Source organism: Streptomyces jeddahensis, from assembly GCF_001642995.1.
Classification (GTDB): Bacteria; Actinomycetota; Actinomycetes; order Streptomycetales; family Streptomycetaceae; genus Streptomyces; species Streptomyces jeddahensis.
Map to the genome: position 1 here is coordinate 1 of NZ_LOHS01000096.1, position 18996 is coordinate 18996.

Annotated in this window: 15 protein-coding genes; 3 read left to right on the top strand and 12 right to left on the bottom strand. The window is 69.5% G+C overall.

The genetic code is table 11. From position 1 onward, the window contains the following. The 10 genes from STSP_RS22485 to STSP_RS22530 all read right to left on the bottom strand — a co-directional run. A partial coding sequence (locus tag STSP_RS22485; protein WP_157902884.1) for a hypothetical protein occupies nucleotides 1-253 on the bottom strand: 253 nt, incomplete at its 3' end. 272 nt (nucleotides 254-525) lie between these two features. Further along, a complete protein-coding gene (gene pssA, locus STSP_RS22490) occupies nucleotides 526-1392 on the bottom strand; it encodes a CDP-diacylglycerol--serine O-phosphatidyltransferase (RefSeq protein WP_078067408.1) in 867 nt (288 codons plus the stop codon). Beyond that, nucleotides 1379-2035 (bottom strand): phosphatidylserine decarboxylase, encoded by a 657-nt coding sequence (locus STSP_RS22495; RefSeq protein WP_078067409.1) that lies wholly within the window; start codon nucleotides 2033-2035, stop codon nucleotides 1379-1381. Before STSP_RS22495 ends, pssA begins: the two co-directional genes overlap by 14 nt. A 170-nt stretch (nucleotides 2036-2205) precedes the next feature. Beyond that, on the bottom strand, nucleotides 2206-3411 hold the full coding sequence (locus STSP_RS22500; protein ID WP_067281070.1) for an acyl-CoA dehydrogenase family protein: 1206 nt from the start codon (nucleotides 3409-3411) through the stop codon (nucleotides 2206-2208). A gap of 2 nt (nucleotides 3412-3413) precedes the next feature. After that, nucleotides 3414-3926, bottom strand: coding sequence for a MaoC family dehydratase (locus STSP_RS22505; RefSeq protein WP_067281072.1), 513 nt, complete (start codon nucleotides 3924-3926; stop codon nucleotides 3414-3416). 5 nt (nucleotides 3927-3931) lie between these two features. Further along, a complete protein-coding gene (locus STSP_RS22510) occupies nucleotides 3932-4906 on the bottom strand; it encodes an HpcH/HpaI aldolase/citrate lyase family protein (protein WP_067281073.1) in 975 nt (324 codons plus the stop codon). After that, complete coding sequence (locus tag STSP_RS22515; protein WP_067281075.1) at nucleotides 4903-6951, bottom strand: protein meaA; 2049 nt, start codon at nucleotides 6949-6951, stop codon at nucleotides 4903-4905. The genes STSP_RS22510 and STSP_RS22515 overlap by 4 nt, the downstream gene beginning before the upstream one ends. A 16-nt stretch (nucleotides 6952-6967) precedes the next feature. Then, nucleotides 6968-8329: a crotonyl-CoA carboxylase/reductase gene (gene ccrA / locus STSP_RS22520; protein WP_067281077.1), complete on the bottom strand. Its 1362-nt coding sequence runs from the start codon at nucleotides 8327-8329 to the stop codon at nucleotides 6968-6970. Nucleotides 8330-9019: 690 nt separating this feature from the next. Beyond that, nucleotides 9020-9835: a TetR family transcriptional regulator gene (locus tag STSP_RS22525; RefSeq protein ID WP_067281223.1), complete on the bottom strand. Its 816-nt coding sequence runs from the start codon at nucleotides 9833-9835 to the stop codon at nucleotides 9020-9022. Nucleotides 9836-9971: 136 nt separating this feature from the next. Continuing rightward, the gene (locus tag STSP_RS22530; protein WP_067281080.1) at nucleotides 9972-11762 is read right to left on the bottom strand and encodes a 3-hydroxyacyl-CoA dehydrogenase family protein; all 1791 of its coding nucleotides are present in this window, start codon (nucleotides 11760-11762) and stop codon (nucleotides 9972-9974) included. 364 nt (nucleotides 11763-12126) lie between these two features. On the opposite strand from STSP_RS22530, the gene STSP_RS22535 reads away from it, so the two are divergent. Next, nucleotides 12127-12696 (top strand): adenylosuccinate lyase, encoded by a 570-nt coding sequence (locus STSP_RS22535; RefSeq protein ID WP_067281082.1) that lies wholly within the window; start codon nucleotides 12127-12129, stop codon nucleotides 12694-12696. A gap of 143 nt (nucleotides 12697-12839) precedes the next feature. Here STSP_RS22535 and STSP_RS22540 read toward each other — a convergent pair whose 3' ends face one another. Further along, entirely contained in the window at nucleotides 12840-14429 is a 1590-nt protein-coding gene (locus STSP_RS22540; RefSeq protein WP_067281085.1) for an alpha/beta hydrolase, read from the bottom strand. A gap of 192 nt (nucleotides 14430-14621) precedes the next feature. Further along, the gene (locus tag STSP_RS22545; protein ID WP_067281086.1) at nucleotides 14622-15662 is read right to left on the bottom strand and encodes an Rv2578c family radical SAM protein; all 1041 of its coding nucleotides are present in this window, start codon (nucleotides 15660-15662) and stop codon (nucleotides 14622-14624) included. A 195-nt stretch (nucleotides 15663-15857) separates the two neighbouring features. On the opposite strand from STSP_RS22545, the gene STSP_RS22550 reads away from it, so the two are divergent. Together STSP_RS22550 and STSP_RS22555 are read left to right on the top strand one after the other, a co-directional pair. Beyond that, complete coding sequence (locus STSP_RS22550) at nucleotides 15858-16301, top strand: SRPBCC family protein (RefSeq protein ID WP_067281089.1); 444 nt, start codon at nucleotides 15858-15860, stop codon at nucleotides 16299-16301. A 218-nt stretch (nucleotides 16302-16519) separates the two neighbouring features. Then, nucleotides 16520-18985 (top strand): MFS transporter, encoded by a 2466-nt coding sequence (locus STSP_RS22555; RefSeq protein WP_067281092.1) that lies wholly within the window; start codon nucleotides 16520-16522, stop codon nucleotides 18983-18985. Nucleotides 18986-18996 lie beyond the last annotated feature (11 nt).

The following is an 18996-nucleotide window of genomic DNA, read 5'->3' on the forward strand; positions in this document are numbered from 1 at the left end:
GCAGGCGGTGGAACTGGGTGGGGACCATGTGCGTGTGGGTGCACCGGTAGCGGTCGGTTCTTCTTCGTCTTGGACTCGTCCTTGTGGCGATGAGGCGGAGCATCTCCTCCGGCGTCCACTTGTCCATCAGCACCAGCTGGTGCCCGATGTGCAGGGACGAGCCCGCGAACTGGTTGCGGTCGCGGAGGAAGAGATACCCGTCCTCGTCGAGGAGGTGAGCCCATACGTAGCGCCAGCCGCTGCGGGCGCACATCCCGCCACGTCCCCTTCGGTCCGCTTGCGGCTTCCGGCCGGTGGCCGGTTCCCGCTTCCTGCGGCGGGCAGGGTGGGCGGCCACGCCGTCACCGTTGTGGGCGGCTGCGCCGCAACTGTTGTGGGCAATCGCTCCGCAGGGCGGAACGGGTGGGCACAACACCACGACGTACGGTGCGTCCTCAGACGGCTCGAGCGCAGCTCGCGTTCAGAAACGGGTGGTGGCCCGAGCCAGAAGGCTCGGGCCACCACCCGTCTGCGTACCGCCGGAGGCTACGGCAGCTGCGCTGCCCTAGCCTCGCGACGGTTGTCCCGGAAGTTGTTCACCCTCCGAGCCGTGGCGAAGAGGGGAATCACCGCTCCGAGGACCAGCTGCAGCGAGCACCCGGTCTGCAGGAGCAGCTGCCCACCGGGCGCGTCGAACGCCCAGGCCGTCAGCAGGCCCATGCTGAGCACGATCCAGGAGAGCATCGCCACCGCGAGCCGCCCCCGCGGTTTCGGGTACTCGACCCGGCTCACCATCAGCCACGCCGTGCCGATGATCGCCAGCAGCGTGGCGAAGAACGGCAGCTCGAGCAGCACGATCGAGACGACCGTCAGCGCGCCGAAGGGCGAGGGCATGCCCTGGAACATGCCGTCCTTCATCGTCACGCACGAGAATCTCGCGAGCCGCAGGACGACCGCCAGGAGCACGACGATCGCGCCGACCGCCGCCACCCGCTGGTGCGCGTCGTCCGCGACCATGCCGTAGACGAGGACGAAGTACGCGGGCGCCAGGCCGAAGCTGATCAAGTCGGACAGGTTGTCCAGCTCCGCGCCCATCGGGGAGGAGCGGAGCTTGCGGGCGACCAGTCCGTCGAACAGGTCGAAGACCGCCGCGCACAGCATCAGGATCACGGCCGTGGCCGCGCTGTGCCGGGCCATGCCCGACTCCTGGCTGCCCGTGAGGTGCGGGATCAGGATGCCGGTGGTGGTGAAGTACACCGCCATGAAGCCGCAGGTCGCGTTGCCGAGCGTGAGGGTGTCCGCTATTGACAGGCGCAGCGACAGCGGCATCTCCTCCGCGTCGTCGGCGAGCCCGCTGCGCTCCTCCGCCTCCGGCACCCAGCCGGCCTTCGTATCCGGATCAATCACGGTCAATGCGAGTCACCCCAGCCACGGTCTTCTGGCCGACCTCGACCGCGACCTCGACGCCCTCGGGGAGGTAGATGTCGACGCGCGAGCCGAAGCGGATCAGACCGATCCGCTCGCCCTGCTCCACCTTGGTGCCCTGCGGGATGTAGGGGACGATGCGGCGGGCGACCGCACCGGCGATCTGCACCATCTCGATGTCGCCGAGCTCGGTGTCGAAGTGCCAGACGACGCGCTCGTTGTTCTCGCTCTCCTTGTTGAACGCCGGCACGAACCCGCCGGGGATGTGCTCCACCGACGTCACCGTGCCCGCGAGGGGCGCGCGGTTGACGTGGACGTTCAGCGGGCTCATGAAGATCGCGACGCGGGTGCGTCCGTCCTTCCACGGCATGATGCTCTGCACCACGCCGTCGGCCGGGGAGATGACGCGGCCCGGAGCGATCTCACGCTCCGGGTCGCGGAAGAACCACAGCATGCCCGCCGCGAGAGCGGTGGCGGGCACGGCGACGGCGGCCGCGGTCCTGGAGCGGCGGGACCGGGCCAGGCTCAGAGCAGCCGTGGCGACGGTCGGCAGAAGCCACGGCGATGCTCCGCGCGCGAGGCGTACGCCGGCGAGGCTGTCGCGAGGTGCAGAGGTTTGGCTGTGGGGCATGGATGACCTTCGTAGCGGATGATGCCGCGCTGTATGCGGGGGACGGCGGCTTTCCGGGATCGTATCGGTTACGGCCCGCAACTGGGCAAGCCGTGCAGCCGAGTCGACGGCCGAAGTGAGCTGACGGGGTGTGATCTTCTTCTCGAAGAAAACACCCCGAACTCGGACATCTAACCCTGGAACCGATACTCTTCGAGCAGCCTACGCCCGATGATCATTTTCTGAATCTCAGCAGTACCTTCGCCGATCAGCAGCATCGGTGCCTCGCGGTAGAGGCGCTCGATCTCGTACTCCTTCGAGAAGCCGTAGCCGCCGTGGATCCGGAAGGCGTCCTCCACGACCTCTTTGCAGTACTCGGAGGCGAGGTACTTCGCCATCCCTGCTTCAAGGTCGTTTCGTTCCCCGGAGTCCTTTTTGCGAGCTGCGTTGACCATCATGGCATGGGCCGCCTCGACCTTGGTAGCCATCTCGGCCAGCTTGAACTGGATGGCCTGGTGCTGGGCGATCGGCTTTCCGAACGTGTGCCGTTGCTGTGCGTAAGCGACACCCAGTTCGAATGCACGCTGAGCGACGCCGCAGCCACGCGCGGCGACGTTCACGCGCCCGACCTCGACACCGTCCATCATTTGGTAAAAACCCCGGCCGGTGGTGCCGCCGAGCACACGATTGGCCGGAATACGCAGGCCGTCCATGATGAGCTCGGTGGTGTCGACGCCCTTGTAGCCCATCTTGTCGATCTTGCCCGGGATGGTGAGGCCTGGGCGGACCTCTCCGAAACCGGGCTCCTTCTCGACCAGGAAGGTCGTCATCGACTTGTGCGGGGCCGTGCCCTCAGGGTGGCCTTCGTCACTCTTGCAGAGGACCGCCACCAGAGTCGACGTTCCGCCGTTCGTGAGCCACATCTTCTGGCCGTTGAGGACGAAGTCGTCGCCGTCCCGCGTCGCCTTCGACGTGATCGCCGAGACGTCCGAGCCGAGCCCCGGCTCCGACATCGAGAAGGCGCCGCGCACCTCACCCGTCGCCATCCGCGGAAGGAAGTACTCCTTCTGCTCCTGCGTGCCGTGCTGCTTGAGCATGTACGCGACGATGAAGTGCGTGTTGATGATGCCCGAGACGGACATCCAGCCGCGCGCTATCTCCTCGACGCACAGCGCGTACGTGAGCAGCGACTCACCCAGGCCCCCGTACTCCTCGGGGATCATCAGGCCGAAGAGGCCCAGCTCCTTGAGGCCGTCGACGATCGCCTGCGGGTACTCGTCGCGGTGCTCCAGCTCGGTGGCGACCGGAAGGATCTCCTTGTCCACGAAGTCGCGGACGGTGGAGAGGATCTCCTGCTGGATGTCGGTCAGACCGGCGGTCTGGGCGAGTCGGGCCATGACTACTTCTCCTGTGACTTCAGCTCCGGGCGGCCGGGCTGCTCGCCGCCGCGCTCCTTGATGTACGTCTCGGTGGGGACCATCACCTTGCGGCGGAACACGCACACGAGCGTGCCGTCCTGCTTGTAGCCCTTGGTCTCGACGTAGACGATGCCGCGGTCGTCCTTGGACTTGGACGGCCACTTGTCGAGGACGGTGGTCTCGCCGTAGATCGTGTCGCCGTGGAAGGTCGGCGCCACGTGCTTCAGCGACTCGATCTCCAGATTGGCGATCGCCTTGCCGGAGATGTCCGGCACGGACATGCCGAGCAGGAGCGAGTAGATGTAGTTCCCGACGACGACGTTCTTGCCGAAGTCCGTCGTCTTCTCCGCATAGTTCGTGTCCATGTGGAGCGGGTGGTGGTTCATGGTGAGCAGACAGAAGAGGTGGTCGTCGTACTCGGTGACCGTCTTCCCGGGCCAGTGCTTGTAGACGGCCCCGACCTCGAACTCCTCGTAGGTGCGTCCGAACTGCATGATCCTTACGCCTCCGGGGCCTCGAACTTGGAGGTGCGCTGCATGCCCGCCGCGCGACCCTTGCCCGCGATGACCAGCGCCATCTTGCGGCTCGCCTCGTCGATCATCTCGTCGCCGAGCATCGCCGAGCCCTTCTTGCCGCCCGCCTCGGACGTGCACCACTCGTACGCGTCAAGGATCAGCTCCGCGTGGTCGTAGTCCTCCTGCGACGGCGAGAAGACCTCGTTGGCCGCGTCGACCTGACCGGGGTGCAGCACCCACTTGCCGTCGAAGCCGAGGGCGGCGGCACGGCCTGCGACCTCGCGGAAGCCGTTCACGTTCTTGATCTGCAGGTAGGGGCCGTCGATCGCCTGGAGGTTGTTGGCGCGGGCGGCCATCAGGATCTTCATCAGGATGTAGTGGTAGGCGTCCGCCGGGTAGCCGGGCGGCTGCTCACCCACGACCAGCGACTTCATGTTGATCGACGCCATGAAGTCGGCCGGGCCGAAGATGATCGTCTCGATGCGCGGGGACGCCGTGGCGATCTCGTTGACGTTGTTCAGACCCTGGGCGTTCTCGATCTGCGCCTCGATGCCGATCTTGCCGACCTCGAAGCCCATCGTCTTCTCGATCTGGGTGAGGAGAAGGTCGAGGGCGACGACCTGCTGGGCGTCCTGCACCTTCGGCAGCATGATGCAGTCGAGGTTCTGGCCCGCGCCCTCGACGACGGTGACGACGTCGCGGTACGTCCAGTGGGTCGTCCAGTCGTTGACGCGCACGACCCGCGTCTTGCCGGTCCAGTCGCCCTCGTTCAGGAACTTCACGATGGTGTGCCGGGCCTCGGGCTTGGCGAGCGGCGCGCAGGCGTCCTCCAGGTCCAGGAAGACCTGGTCGGCCGGGAGGCCCTGGGCCTTCTCCAGGAAGCGGGGGTTGCTTCCCGGCACCGCGAGGCAGGAGCGGCGGGGGCGCAGCCGGTTCACCGGCGCGGCGGGCGTGGTCATGCGGGGACCTCCAGGGGGTCGAGCTTGTTCGCTTTCCGAATCTCGTCGACGATGCGGCCGATGATTCCGGTGATGTCGAAGTCCTTCGGGGTGAAGACCGCGGCCACGCCCGCAGCCCTGAGCTGTTCGGCGTCGCCATTGGGGATGATCCCACCGGCGATCACAGGTATATCTGTGGCACCGGCCACACGAAGCCGCTCCAGCACGTCCGGGACCAGCTGGGCGTGCGAGCCGGAGAGGATCGACAGGCCGACGGCGTGCACGTCCTCGGCGAGGGCCGCGTCCACGATCTGCTCCGGCGTGAGCCGGATGCCCTGATAGACCACCTCGAAGCCGGCGTCGCGGGCCCGCACGGCGATCTGCTCTGCGCCGTTGGAGTGCCCGTCCAGGCCCGGCTTGCCGACCAGGAAGCGCAGTTTGCCCACGCCCAGGTCCCGCGCTGTCAGGTCGACCTTGCGGCGGACCTCACTCAGCGCCGAGCCCTCCTCGGCGGGAATCGCCACCGGCGCCGACGAGACCCCGGTCGGCGCCCGGAACTCGCCGAACACCTCGCGCAGCGCCCCGGCCCACTCGCCGGTCGTGACGCCGGCGCGGGCGCACTCCAGGGTGGCCTCCATCAGGTTGGCATCCGTGGCCGCGGCCTCCTTCAGCTTCTCCAGCGCCTTGCAGGGGCGCGGGTGGTTGAAGGGCGGCTGGTAGCGGGTGTCGCGCCAGTGCTGCAGGGCCGCCACGACGCGTGCCTCGACCGCCGGGTCGACCGTCATGATCGCCGTGTCCAGATCGGCGGTCAACGGATTCGGCTCGGTCGACTCGAAGCAGTTGACACCGACGATCTTCTCCTCGCCGCCCTCGATACGGGCCCTGCGCTCTGCGTGCGAGGCGACCAACTGCGACTTGAGGTACCCCGATTCGACGGCCGCCATGGTGCCGCCCATCTCCTGGATGCGCTCCATCTCGGCGAGCGACTCCTCGACCAGGGCGCTCACCTTGGCCTCGATGACGTGCGACCCGTCGAAGATGTCCTCGTACTCGAGCAGATCGCTCTCGTGCGCGAGGACCTGCTGGATACGCAGCGACCACTGCTGGTCCCAGGGCCGGGGCAGGCCCAGCGCCTCGTTCCAGGCCGGAAGCTGCACGGCACGCGCGCGTGCGTCCTTCGACAGCGTCACGGCCAGCATCTCGAGCACGATGCGCTGGACGTTGTTCTCCGGCTGGGCCTCGGTCAGACCAAGGGAGTTGACCTGCACGCCGTAGCGGAAGCGGCGCTGCTTGGGGTCCTGGATCCCGTACCGCTCCTTCGTGACCTTGTCCCAGATGCGGGTGAAGGCCCGCATCTTGCACATCTCCTCGATGAAGCGGACGCCCGCGTTCACGAAGAAGGAGATACGCGCGACGACATCGCCCATCCGCTCCTGCGGCACCTGACCGGAGTCGCGCACCGCGTCGAGGACGGCGATGGCGGTCGACATCGCGTACGCGATCTCCTGCACCGGCGTCGCCCCGGCCTCCTGCAGGTGGTAGCTGCAGATGTTGATCGGGTTCCACTTGGGCATGTGGTTGACCGTGTACGCGATCATGTCGGTGGTCAGGCGCAGGCTCGGCCCCGGCGGGAAGACGTGCGTCCCGCGCGACAGGTACTCCTTGACGATGTCGTTCTGCGTCGTCCCCTGGAGCTTGGTGATGTCCGCGCCCTGCTCCTCCGCGACGACCTGGTAGAGCGCCAGCAGCCACATGGCGGTGGCGTTGATGGTCATCGAGGTGTTCATCTGCTCCAGCGGGATGTCCTGGAACAGCCGGCGCATGTCACCGACGTGCGAGACCGGGACCCCGACCCGGCCCACCTCGCCGCGGGCGAGGATGTGGTCGGGGTCGTAGCCGGTCTGCGTCGGCAGGTCGAACGCGACCGACAGACCGGTCTGGCCCTTGGCGAGGTTGCGCCGGTACAGCTCGTTGGACGCCTCGGCCGTGGAGTGACCGGCGTAGGTCCGCATGAGCCACGGCCGGTCCCGCTCCTTCCGCGCGTTGGCGGCTTGACGCTCAGTCATGTGTGGACCTCCGGCCTCAGATGTTCCGGAAGCGGTTGATGGCGTCGATGTGCTTGGCGCGCATCTCGTGGTCGCGCACGCCCAGGCCCTCCTCGGGGGCCAGGCAGAGCACGCCGACCTTGCCCTGGTGGAGGTTGCGGTGCACGTCGTACGCGGCCTGCCCGGTCTCCTCCAGCGTGTACGTCTTGGAGAGGGTCGGGTGGATCTTGCCCTTGGCGATGAGGCGGTTGGCCTCCCATGCCTCACGGTAGTTCGCGAAGTGGGAGCCGATGATCCGCTTCAGGGACATCCACAGGTAGCGGTTGTCGTACTCGTGCATGTAGCCCGAGGTCGAGGCGCAGGTGGTGATGGTGCCGCCCTTGCGGGTGACGTAGACGGACGCGCCGAAGGTCTCGCGGCCGGGGTGCTCGAAGACGATGTCGATGTCCTCGCCGCCGGTGAGCTCGCGGATGCGCTTGCCGAAGCGCTTCCACTCCTTGGGGTCCTGGGTGTGCTCGTCCTTCCAGAACTTGTAGTCCTCGGCGTTGCGGTCGATGATCGCCTCGGCGCCCATCGAGCGGCATATCTCGGCCTTCTGCGGGCTGGAGACCACGCAGATGGGGTTGGCGCCGCCGGCGAGCGCGAACTGGGTGGCGTACGAGCCGAGGCCGCCGCTGGCGCCCCAGATCAGGACGTTGTCGCCCTGCTTCATGTCGGCGCCGTTGCGCGAGACCAGCTGCCGGTATGCGGTGGAGTTCACCAGGCCCGGTGCCGCGGCCTCCTCCCAGCTGAGGTGGGCGGGCTTGGGCATGAGCTGGTTGGACTTGACGAGGGCAAGTTCGGCCAGGCCGCCGAAGTTGGTCTCGAAGCCCCAGATGCGCTGCTCGGGGTCGAGCATCGTGTCGTTGTGGCCGTCCGAGGACTCCAGTTCGACCGACAGGCAGTGCGCGACGACCTCGTCGCCGGGCCTCCAGGCGTTGACGCCCGGGCCGGTGCGCAGGACGACGCCCGCCAGGTCGGAGCCGATGATGTGGTACGGCAGGTCGTGGCGCTTGGTGAGCTCGCTGAGCTTGCCGTAGCGCTCCAGGAACCCGAAGGTCGGGAGCGGTTCGAAGATCGAGGTCCACACCGAGTTGTAGTTGACCGAGCTCGCCATGACGGCGACCAGGGCCTCGCCCGGGCCGAGCTCGGGCACGGGCACGTCGTCGACGTGCAGCGACTTGCGCGGGTCCTTGTCGCGCGTGGAGAGCCCGGCGAACATCTCCGTCTCGTCCTTGTGCACGGTGACCGCGCGGTACGACTCGGGGATGGGCAGGGCCGCGAAGTCGGCGGCCGTGACCGCGGCGGAGCCGCTGTTCGATGCTGACTGCGACTGGATCGCGTCCAGGATTTCCTTCATCACGGTGTTGCCTCCGGCGAAGCGCGTCCAGGGGAACGCTGAGGGAACGTCGGGGTTGGGGTGGAGCTGTGAGGTGAGGTGCCGTCGGTTCGGCGGAGGTGGTGCTTCGGCAGGCGCTTTGTGGCGCTGGAGGTTGCCTGTGACGCAGGCGTCCGGGCGCGCTCGCCGGGTGGCTTGCGGGGACAGCCGACGTACGGAGGTGCTCTGCACGCCGGCCGCCCGGACACCTTCAACGTATGGCACGGCGTGCCAGGCCGCAAGACACTGCGTGCCAACAATTTCTCTCACTTGTCATCTGCCGGTAACAGATGAGCGATGATCGATCAGATGTGGCCGCTGCGGGCCCGCTACCTGCGGCTTTGTCGGCCGCTTCGGCGGGCCGTCCGCGCTGCTGTGGCGGCCTCCGCCGCCGCTGTGGCGGGCGTGCCGCCGCTGTGGGCAATCGTGCCGCTGGGGCGGCACGGGTGGGCACAGCGGCACCCGTCCGACGGAGGGCACCCTGTGCCACCCCCGGGTGCCCGCGTCTGAGGGGGCGCCCGCCGTCGTGGGTTGTGCCACTCGTTCCGCCCTGCGGAACGATTGCCCACAACGGTGTCAGCGGCGCGCCGCCGCAACGGTCAGTGGCGCGTCGCCACACATGACAGCGGCCCTCTCGGCGCTAGTGCGCCAAGAGGGCCGAAGCAGGGAGAGCTAGTGGGCCCGGAGGGCCTCTTCGATCGTGCGCATGACCTCGTCCAGTGGCGCGTCCGTGCGCGCCACCGTGACGAGGACGTCCCCGCCCCCGGCGGCCACCGCCGCAGGCGCGGCCGTGCGGGCGCCGGTGATGCGCCCGGCCCCGATCCCCGTCCCGAACGTCTTGCGGACGATCGCGAAGGCGTGGTCCAGCTGGGCCTCGACGTCGCCCTGGCCATCCGCCCGCAGCCAGCGGCGCAGTACGTGGTTGTGGGCCGTGACCACGGCCGACGCCGCGACCTCGGCGAGCAGCGGATCGTCGTTGGCGTCGTCGTCGTGGGCGTGCTCGTCGAAGTGGCCCAGCAGATACCGGGTGAACAGGCGCTCGTAACGGGCCACCGAGGCGATCTCCGCCTCGCGCAGCGTCGGGACCTCGCGGGTGAGCTTGTAGCGGGCCACGGAGATCTCCGGCTGGGCCGCGTACATCCGCATGACCTCCTTGATGCCGCGGCACACCGTGTCGAGCGGGTGCTCGTGCGGCGGCGCCGCGTTCAGCACCGCCTCCGCCCGGATCAGGGTGTCGTCGTGGTCCGGGAAGATCGCCTCTTCCTTGGAGCGGAAGTGCCGGAAGAAGGTCCGGCGGGCGACCCCCGCCTGGGCTGCGATCTCGTCGACGGTGGTCGCCTCGTACCCCTTCGTCGCGAACAGCTCCATGGCCGCGGCAGCCAGTTCTCGGCGCATCTTGAGCCGTTGGGCGGCGGCGCGACTGCCGGCGGCACTTTCCGGAGCGTCGGGCGCGGTCGACGTACGGGAGGACTTGGCGGGCTGGGACATGCCCCGAACGTACTGCATCCGCGCACCGGAACGCGCACGACCGGGGCTCCCCCCGCCCGGGGCGGGGGGAGCGCTTCCGGCGGGATCGAGCAGGCCGCCCCAGTCGGCGCGCTCCCTGGACCCGTCCTCGCGGGCCTCAGCGCCGGGCATATTCGCGGAAACCCCGGCCCGTCTTGCGGCCGAGGCAGCCCGCGGCCACCAGGTGCTCGAGCAGCGGCGCCGGGGCGAGCCCCGGGTCGCGGAACTCGCGGTGCAGCACGCGCTCGATGGCCAGCGAGACGTCCAGGCCGACCACGTCGAGGAGTTCGAACGGGCCCATCGGATAGCCGCCGCCCAGCTTCATCGCGGCGTCGATGTCGTCGAGCGAGGCGTAGTGCTCCTGCACCATCTTGATCGCATTGTTGAGGTACGGGAACAGCAGTGCGTTGACGATGAAGCCTGCCCGGTCGCCGCAGTCCACCGGGTGCTTGCGGATCTTCCGGCACACCTCCAGGACGGTGGCGTGCACGTCGTCCCCTGTCAGGACCGTTCGCACGACCTCGACCAGCTTCATCGCCGGTGCCGGGTTGAAGAAGTGCATGCCGATGACGTCCTGCGGGCGCGAGGTAGCGCGGGCGCAGGCGACGACGGGCAGGGACGACGTGGTGGTGGCCAGGACGGCGCCCGGCTTGCAGACCTTGTCGAGCGTGGCGAACAGCTGCTGCTTGATCTCCAGGTCCTCGGCGACGGCCTCCACCGCCAGATCGACGTCGGCGAACGCGTCGTACGAACCGGCCGGAACGATCCGCTCCAGCGTCTCCGCCGCCGCCTCCGCCGTCATCCGGCCCTTGTCGACAGAGCGCGAAAGCGACTTGCCGATACGGGACTTGGCGGCCTCGGCCTTCTCCTGGCTGCGCGCGGCGAGCACGACCTCGTACCCGGCCTTGGCGAAGACCTGGGCGATGCCGGATGCCATGGTGCCCGAGCCCGCGACGCCGACCGAGCGCACGGTGCGTCCGGGGGCGAGCTGCCGGTCCTTCAGCGGGGTCAGCGCGTCGCGCACGACGGTGGCGCTGCCCGGCTCCTCGTACGTGTAGAAGCCGCGGCCGGACTTGCGGCCGGTCAGGCCCGCCTCGCTGAGTTGCTTGAGGATGGGCGCGGGCGCGTGCAGCCGGTCGCGCGAGGCGGCGTACATGGCCTCCAGCACGGTGCGCGCGGTGTCGATGCCGATGAGGTCCAGCAGCGCGAGCGGCCCCATCGGCAGGCCGCAGCCGAGCTTCATCGCGGCGTCGATGTCCTCGCGCGAGGCGTACTTGGCCTCGTACATCGCGGCTGCCTGGTTGAGGTAGCCGAACAGCAGGCCGTCCGCGACGAAGCCGGGGCGGTCGCCGACCGCGACGGGCTCCTTGCCGAGCTCGAGCGCGAGGTCGGTGACGGCCGCGACGGCGGTCGGCGCGGTGAGCACCGAGGAGACGACCTCGACGAGCTTCATCGCGGGCGCCGGGTTGAAGAAGTGCAGGCCGAGCACGCGCTCGGGCCGGGCGGAGTCCGCGGCGAGCCGCGTGACGGACAGGGCGTTCGTGCCGGTGGCGACGATCGTGTCGGGGCGGACGATGCCGTCCAGCTCACGGAAGACCTGCTGCTTGATCTCATACGACTCCGGGACGACCTCGATCACCAGGTCGGCCCGGGCCGCCGCCTGCAGATCCGTGAACGTGCGGAAGCGGGCCAGCACGTCGCCGCGCTCCTGCTCGGTGAGGCGCCCGCGCTCCACGGCACGCGCGGTGGAGGCGGACAGGGCGCCGACGGCGTGGGTGGCGGCGGCCTCGCTGATGTCGATGCCGATGACCTCGCGTCCGGCACGGGTCAGGACCTCGGCGATGCCGGTGCCCATGGTGCCGAGTCCGACGACCGCGATGGTGTTCAGGGAGGGCAGAGGAGTGTCCATCGAGGACTCCTGAAAGGTGGGAGTGACGACTGAGGAGCCCGTGCCGTGCGCCAGGGGGCGGGCAGCGGGCGGAAGTGGATTGCCGCTTCCGGGCGGCGCGTCCGCAGTGCACGGCACACGCCCGGTGAGGGAGAACCGACGGGCCCTGTCCCGGAGCCTCGTCGTACTGCGGTACGTGGAGTACCGAACCGACTTCCTCGCGGCGGCTGCGTCACCAGGCCGCCATGAGTGGGGTGCGGGGGTGTTTCCCGCTCGTCTGAGCTTAACCGGTGAGTAACGAGCGCGCCAGTCCCCTCGTTCAGCGCATTGCCCCCTGGGGGTGTGACGTGCGTCGCCGCTAGTCTCGGGCGCCATGGACGAGCGCATGGACGAAGAGTTGCGAATGCTCACGATCCGCTTACGGAAGGAGTCGGGCGGGTCGGAGGCGTACGAGCGGCTGGTGGCGACCGACAGCCTCGACGGACTCGCGGCCGTACTGACCGCCGGCGGGCAGCCGCTGTGGGCCCGCGAACTCGCCGCGTTCCGGCTCGGCTGCGCCGGCGACCGGCGCGCGTTCGAGGCCCTCGTCCTGCTCCTCAACCACCGGGACCCGGAGCGCTGCGCCTCGGCCGCCCATGCGCTGGCGCGGCTGCGGGACCCACGGACGGCCCGGGCCGCGGCGGCCCTGGCGACGAACGAACTGCGCACGGCGTACGCGCTCCACCCCGTGCGCCTGCTGACCGAACTGCGGGCACCCGAGAGCGTGCCGGCGCTCATCGCCACGCTCGAACGGCTCCTGTCGCCCCAGAACCCGTACTGGCGGGTCGCTCTCGCCTGCGTGGAGGGACTGGGCGCGCTGGGCGACCGCCGAGCCCGCCCCGTTCTGACCGCGGCAAGCGCCCATCCCCGGCTGTCGGCAGCGGCCTCGGCTTCGCTGGCCCGACTACCGGGCTGACCCGACTGCCGGGCTGACCCGACTGCCGGGCCGACCTGTCACTTCGCCGTCTCGGCAGGGGCGTGGCCGAATGCGCCGCCGGGGGCGTGGAAGGGGGTCTGTCGACCGCCGTCCACGCCCCCGGCGTCGGGTTGTTGTGCTGGTCAGCCGCGGAAGCCCCGCAGCCCGTGCAGTGACCCGCCTCGCGACGGAGGCGAGCTCTTCGCCGTCGCGGGATCGGGATCCGGCAGCGGCCGGCAGACCGCATCGGCCTCGCCGGTGCCGCGCGGCACCTTGCCGGTCGACAGGTACGTCGCCAGGTATCCGTCCAGGCAGTCGTTACCGCCCAGGGTGATCCCGTGGTTTCCGCCGCCCTGCTCGACCACCAGGCTGGAGCCGCGCAGCTCCTTGTGGACGACGACGCCGCCCTCGTACGGGGTGGCCGCGTCGTCCGTCGCCTGGAACAGCAGGACCGGCGGCAGGGAGTCGTTGGAGACGTCGGTCGTGGCCAGTGGACGCGTCGGCCAGAACGCGCACGGCGCGTTGTACCAGGCGTTGTTCCAGGCCATGAACGGCGCCTTCGCGTACACCTGCCAGTTGTCGGTGCGCCAGCGGTTCCAGTCGCGCGGCCAGGACGCGTCCCGGCACTGCACCGACGTGTAGATGCTGTAGCCGTTGTCGCCCTCGGAGTCGACCGCGCCGAACGTCTCGTACGCCTTGACGAGCGGCTCCGGGTCCTTGTCGTTGACGTAGGCCGCGAACGCCTCGGCCAAATAGGGCCAGTAGCCGTTGTAGTAGCCGCCGGGGATGAAGGTGTCCTCGAGCTCGGACGCCCCGACCTTCTTGCCCGCGGGGTTCTTGGCGAGGGCGGTGCGCATCGCGTACCACTTGGCCTCGATCAGCGCGGGATCGGTGCCGAGCTTGTACGTCGCGTCGTGCTTGGCGATCCAGGCCATGAACGCCTTGTGGCGGGCGTCGAAGGCGTAGTCCTGCTGGATGTTGTCCTCGTACCAGACGCCGGTGGGGTCGACGACCGAGTCGAGCACCATGCGGCGTACGCGGTGCGGGAACAGCTTTCCGTAGACCGCGCCCAGGTAGGTGCCGTACGAGTAGCCGAAGTAGTTGATCTTCGACGCCCCGAGCGCGCCGCGGATCGCGTCGATGTCCTTGACCGCGCTGGTCGTGTCCATGAACGGCAGCACGTCGCCGTACTTGTCGGCGCACGCCTTCGCGAAGGCCCGGGCCCGGTTCAGGTTGGCGCGTTCGATCGCCGCGGTCGACGGGACGGTGTCGGGCCGTACCGCGTCGAAGTGGCCCGGGCGGCAGTTCAGCGCGGGCTCGCTGTCGCCCACGCCACGCGGGTCAAAACCGATGACGTCGTACTGCGCGGCCACCTTCTCCGGCAGCGACTTGGCGACGAAGCCGGCCAGTGTCAGACCGCTGCCGCCGGGGCCGCCCGGGTTGACCAGCAGCGGGCCCTGGGACGTCTTCGCGGTGTGCGGAACACGGGACAGCGCGAGGGTGATCTGCCGCCCGCCCGGCCGTGAGTGGTCCAGCGGCACCTTCACCGACGAACACTGCAGCGTCGGGTAGTTCTCGTTGCCGCACTTCTTCCAGGTGAGCCTCTGGGGCTTGGTGGTCTGGGTGGTGTGGGACGCGGTGGCGGAGTCCGCGGTCGCGCCGGCCGGGACCGCCGTGATCATCCCAGCTGCCACGGCGGCGACGCCGCACAGAGCAGCAGCTCTTTTCTTCAATCGAGCCTCCCAGGACTGCGGGGGGTTAAGGGCCGTAAGCGCCACGGCCCACCGCATCGTCCTAGAAAGTCCTGCTTGAAGAAGGCGTTCTGAAAAGAAATGACGTGATCAGCGAAGAATTGACCCGATCGGCAGGCGCCTTGGTTCACGTCATGTTTATGACCACCGGTGGTGACATGCTGTCAGGGCACGTCAGAGGAGGGTCAGCTGCGTCGGTCCGGCGACGGGCTCGGGCACCGGCTCCGGCACGGGGATGCGGCGTGCCGCACGCGCGCGTGACGGGCCGATCCCGAACTCCTCCGCGAACTCGTGCACCTGACGGGTGATCCGCCGCTGGTACCACTTGGGCGCGTACGCACCCTCCGCGTACAGCCGCCCGTACCGCGGTACCAGATGCGGATGGTGCTGCCCCAGCCACGCCATGAACCACTCGCGCGCCCCCGGCCGCAGATGCAGCACGAGCGGTGTCACCGAGGTCGCGCCGGACGCGGCGATCGCCCGGACGGTCGCGCGCAGCTGGTCGGGGTGGTCGCCGAGGAAGGGGATCACCGGGGCCATCAGCACCCCGCAGCCGATGCCGTGCTCGCTCAGGGTGCGTACGACGTCCAGGCGCCGCTCCGGCGCGGGCGTACCCGGCTCCACAGTGCGCCACAGCTCGTGGTCCGTGAACCCGACGGAGACGGAGACGCCGATGTCGGTCACGGCGGCGGCCCGGCACAGCAGATCCAGGTCGCGCAGGATCAGCGTGCCCTTGGTGAGGATGGAGAACGGGTTCGCGTGGTCGGTCAGGGCCGAGATGATGCCCGGCATCAGCCGGTAGCGGCCCTCCGCACGCTGGTAGCAGTCCACGTTCGTGCCCATCGCGATGTGGTCGCCGTGCCACCGGCGCGACGCGAGCTGGCGGCGCAGCAGCTCCGGGGCGTTGACCTTCACCACGATCTGGGTGTCGAAGCCGATTCCGGTGTCGAGGTCGAGATAGCTGTGCGTCTTGCGCGCGAAGCAGTACACGCACGCGTGCGTGCAGCCCCGATACGGGTTCACCGTCCACTCGAAGGGCATGCGGGACGCGCCGGGGACGCGGTTGATGATCGAGCGGGCCCGGATCTCGTGGAACGTGATGCCGCGGAACTCCGGGGTGTCGAAGGTGCGCGTTGTCACCACGTCCGTGCCGAACAGCGCGGCGTCGCGGGCCTGGTCCCCGGCGGAGCCGTCGGTGAGGTTCTCCCAGCGCATGAACCCTCCTCGGTAGCACTGGGCACAGAATAGAACACGTGTTCCCTTGATCGTGCGACCCGGTGCCGGCACGGCCGGGCGGCGGGCTGGTGGAGGGGTGGCGGACCGGCATGCACCACCCCGATTTGGGCCACTCGGTCCAGGGGTGGTTGGCTGATCGCAACCCCTGCAACACCGAGTCCTGGAGGAAGTGCAATGGCGCAGGTCGAGGCCACCACGGAGCGCATCATCGCGGCCCAGCCGGACGACGTCTTCGACGCCCTGGCCGACTACAGCGGTACGCGCGCGAGGATCCTGCCCGAGCACTTCAGCGAGTACGAGGTGCGCGAGGGCGGGGACGGCGCGGGCACCCTCGTCCACTGGAAGCTCCAGGCCACCAGCAAGCGCGTCCGCGACTGCCTGCTCGACGTGACCGAGCCGACTGACGGCGAACTCGTCGAGAAGGACCGCAACTCCTCGATGGTCACCACCTGGCGGGTGACCCCGGCCGGTGAGGGCAAGTCGCGCGTCGTCGTGACCACGGTCTGGCAGGGTGCGGGCGGCATCGGCGGCTTCTTCGAGAAGACGTTCGCGCCCAAGGGGCTCGGCCGGATCTACGACGCGGTGCTGGCGAAGCTCGCGGCCGAGGTGGAGAAGTAGCCCCCCGCAACGCCGACCGTCCGTCGCTTAGCTCGTACGAGTTGCTCTGACTCTCACCGTTTCGAGTGGTTTTCCGTCTGGCTCAGTCGTACGCCGTAGGGCTCCGACCGGCGATGACATGCGCCGTGCCCGGTTCACGGGTGACTCGTCGTGCTTGCTCGTAGTTGTCGCGTAATGCGAGAAATGGGCGGCGCAAGCGCGACGAGGGGAGCGGAGACGTGGGCGGGACGGCACTGGCGAAGGGCGCCGAGCAGGACGGGCGGACGAACGCCGTCCAGCCGTCGCCGGCGCCCCCGGACGGCCCGTCGGCCACGACGGGACCCTTAACCGGAGAGACACCCGGGCAGACACCGGGACCGGATCCCGCACCCGCTGCCGAGCTCGGCGCGCACCGCGTCCGGACGGTCTTCTTCGCGCTGATGCTCGCGCTGCTGCTAGCCGCACTCGAGCAGATGATCGTCGCCACCGCGCTCCCGAAGATCGTCGGAGAGCTGCACGGCCTCGACAAGATGTCCTGGGCCATCACCGCGTATCTGCTCACTGCCACCATCGGACTGCCCGTCTACGGCAAGCTCGGCGACCTCTTCGGACGCAAGGGCGTCTTCCAGTTCGCCATCGTGGTCTTCGTCGTCGGCTCCGCGCTGGCCGGCTGGTCGCGGTCCATGGACGAGCTCATCGCGTTCCGCGCCGTCCAGGGCGTGGGCGCCGGCGGGCTCATGATCGGCGTACAAGCGATCATCGCCGACATCGTGCCGCCCCGCGACCGCGGCCGCTACATGGGCCTCATCGGGGCCGCGTTCGGCCTCGCATCGGTCGCGGGACCGCTGCTCGGCGGCTACTTCACGGACCACCTCTCCTGGCGCTGGTGCTTCTACTTCAACGTGCCCTTCGGGCTCGTCACGCTCGCCGTCGTCACCGTCGTACTGAAGCTGCCGAAGCCCGCGACAAGGCCGCGGCTCGACGTGCTCGGCACGCTGTTCCTCAGCGGGGCCTCCACGTGCCTCGTGCTGCTGACGAGTTGGGGCGGCACCGAGTACGCCTGGGACTCGCGCATGATCATCGGACTCGGCGCCGGAGCCGTCGGTGCGGCCCTGCTGTTCGTCGTCGCCGAGCACTTCGCACCCGAACCCCTCATCCCGCTACGGCTGTTCCGCGACCCGGTGTTCGCCCTCACCAGCCTGGTCGGCATGGTCGTCGGCGTCGCGCTCTTCGGCGCGGCCAGCTATCTGCCGACGTTCCTGCAGATGGTCGACGGGGTGAGCGCCACCGAGTCCGGGCTGCTGATGCTGCCGATGATGGGCGGCATCGTCGGCGCGTCTATCGTCTCCGGACAGCTCATCAGCCGTACGGGCCGCTACCGGATCTACCCCATCCTCGGCGGGGCCCTGTCCGTCGCCGGCATGTGGCTGCTGTCCCGGCTCGAGACCGACACGCCTCAGCTGCACTACAGCGTCTGGATGGCCGTGCTCGGCGCGGGCATCGGGCTCGTCCTGCCGGTGCTGATCGTCGCCGTGCAGAACGCGGTGCCCGCCGCCGACCTCGGCACCGCCACCAGCGCCCACAACTATTTCCGGCAGATCGGCGGCAGCGTCGGCGCCGCCATCTTCGGCACCCTCTTCGCCGACCGGCTCGCCGACGCGCTCGCCGACCGCCTTCCGTCCGGCGCGGACCTGCCGGACCCGCAGTCCATCACCCCGGGCCTCGTCCACGCGATGCCCGCCGCACTGCGCGACGGCTACATCCAGGCCTACGCCGACGCCATGCCGCGGATCTTCCTCTATCTCGTGCCGGTGCTCGTGCTCGGCCTGCTGATCGCCTGCTTCCTCAAGGAGACACCCCTGTTGTCCAGTGCACCGCCCCCTCAGAGCCCTGTCGCCGAGCCGTCCTCCGCCGCCCAGGTCCCGCAGGCGCGCTCCGCCTACGCCGCCGGGGTGCCCGTGTGCGGCCTGGTGCAGCACTCCGACGGCACCGCCGTCCCGCGCGCCGCACTCACCCTCATCGACGTCGGTGGCCGGCAGATCGGGCGGGGCGCGACCGGCGACGACGGGCGGTACGCGCTGTCGACGCCCGGCTCCGGCTCGTACGTCCTGATCGCCGCGGCCGGGGGCCACCAGCCGCAGGCCGTGTCGGTGACCGTCGGCGAACGGCCCGTCGAGCTCGACGTGGTGCTCGGCGGCGCCGGGCGGCTCGCGGGCAGTGTGCTGACCGCCGACGGCGCGCCGGTGCGGGACGCCGTCGTCACGCTCACCAACGTGCACGGCGAGGTCGTCGCCACCACCCGCAGCGGGCGTGAAGGCAGCTATGTGATCACGGAGTTGGTGGCCGGCGAGTACACCCTGGCCGCGAGTGCGCCCGCCTTCCGGCCGGTCGCCCTGCCCGTCTCCGTACAGGCGTCGCGCGAAACCCGCCAGGACGTCGAACTCGCCGGGGGAGCGGTGCTGCGCGGCACCGTGCGCGCGGGTGACGGACGTCCCGTCGCGGACGCCCGGGTGACCCTGCTCGACGCGGCGGGCAACGTGGTGGACACGCTGACGACCGGCGACGACGGAACGTTCCGGTTCGTCGACCTGTCCTCGGGCGAGTACACGGTGATCGCGGCGGGCTATCCGCCGGTGGCCACGGTTCTCCGGGTCGCGGCGGGCGGGCGTACGGAGCGGGACCTGCAACTCGGGCACGAAGACTGAACGTTCCGTCC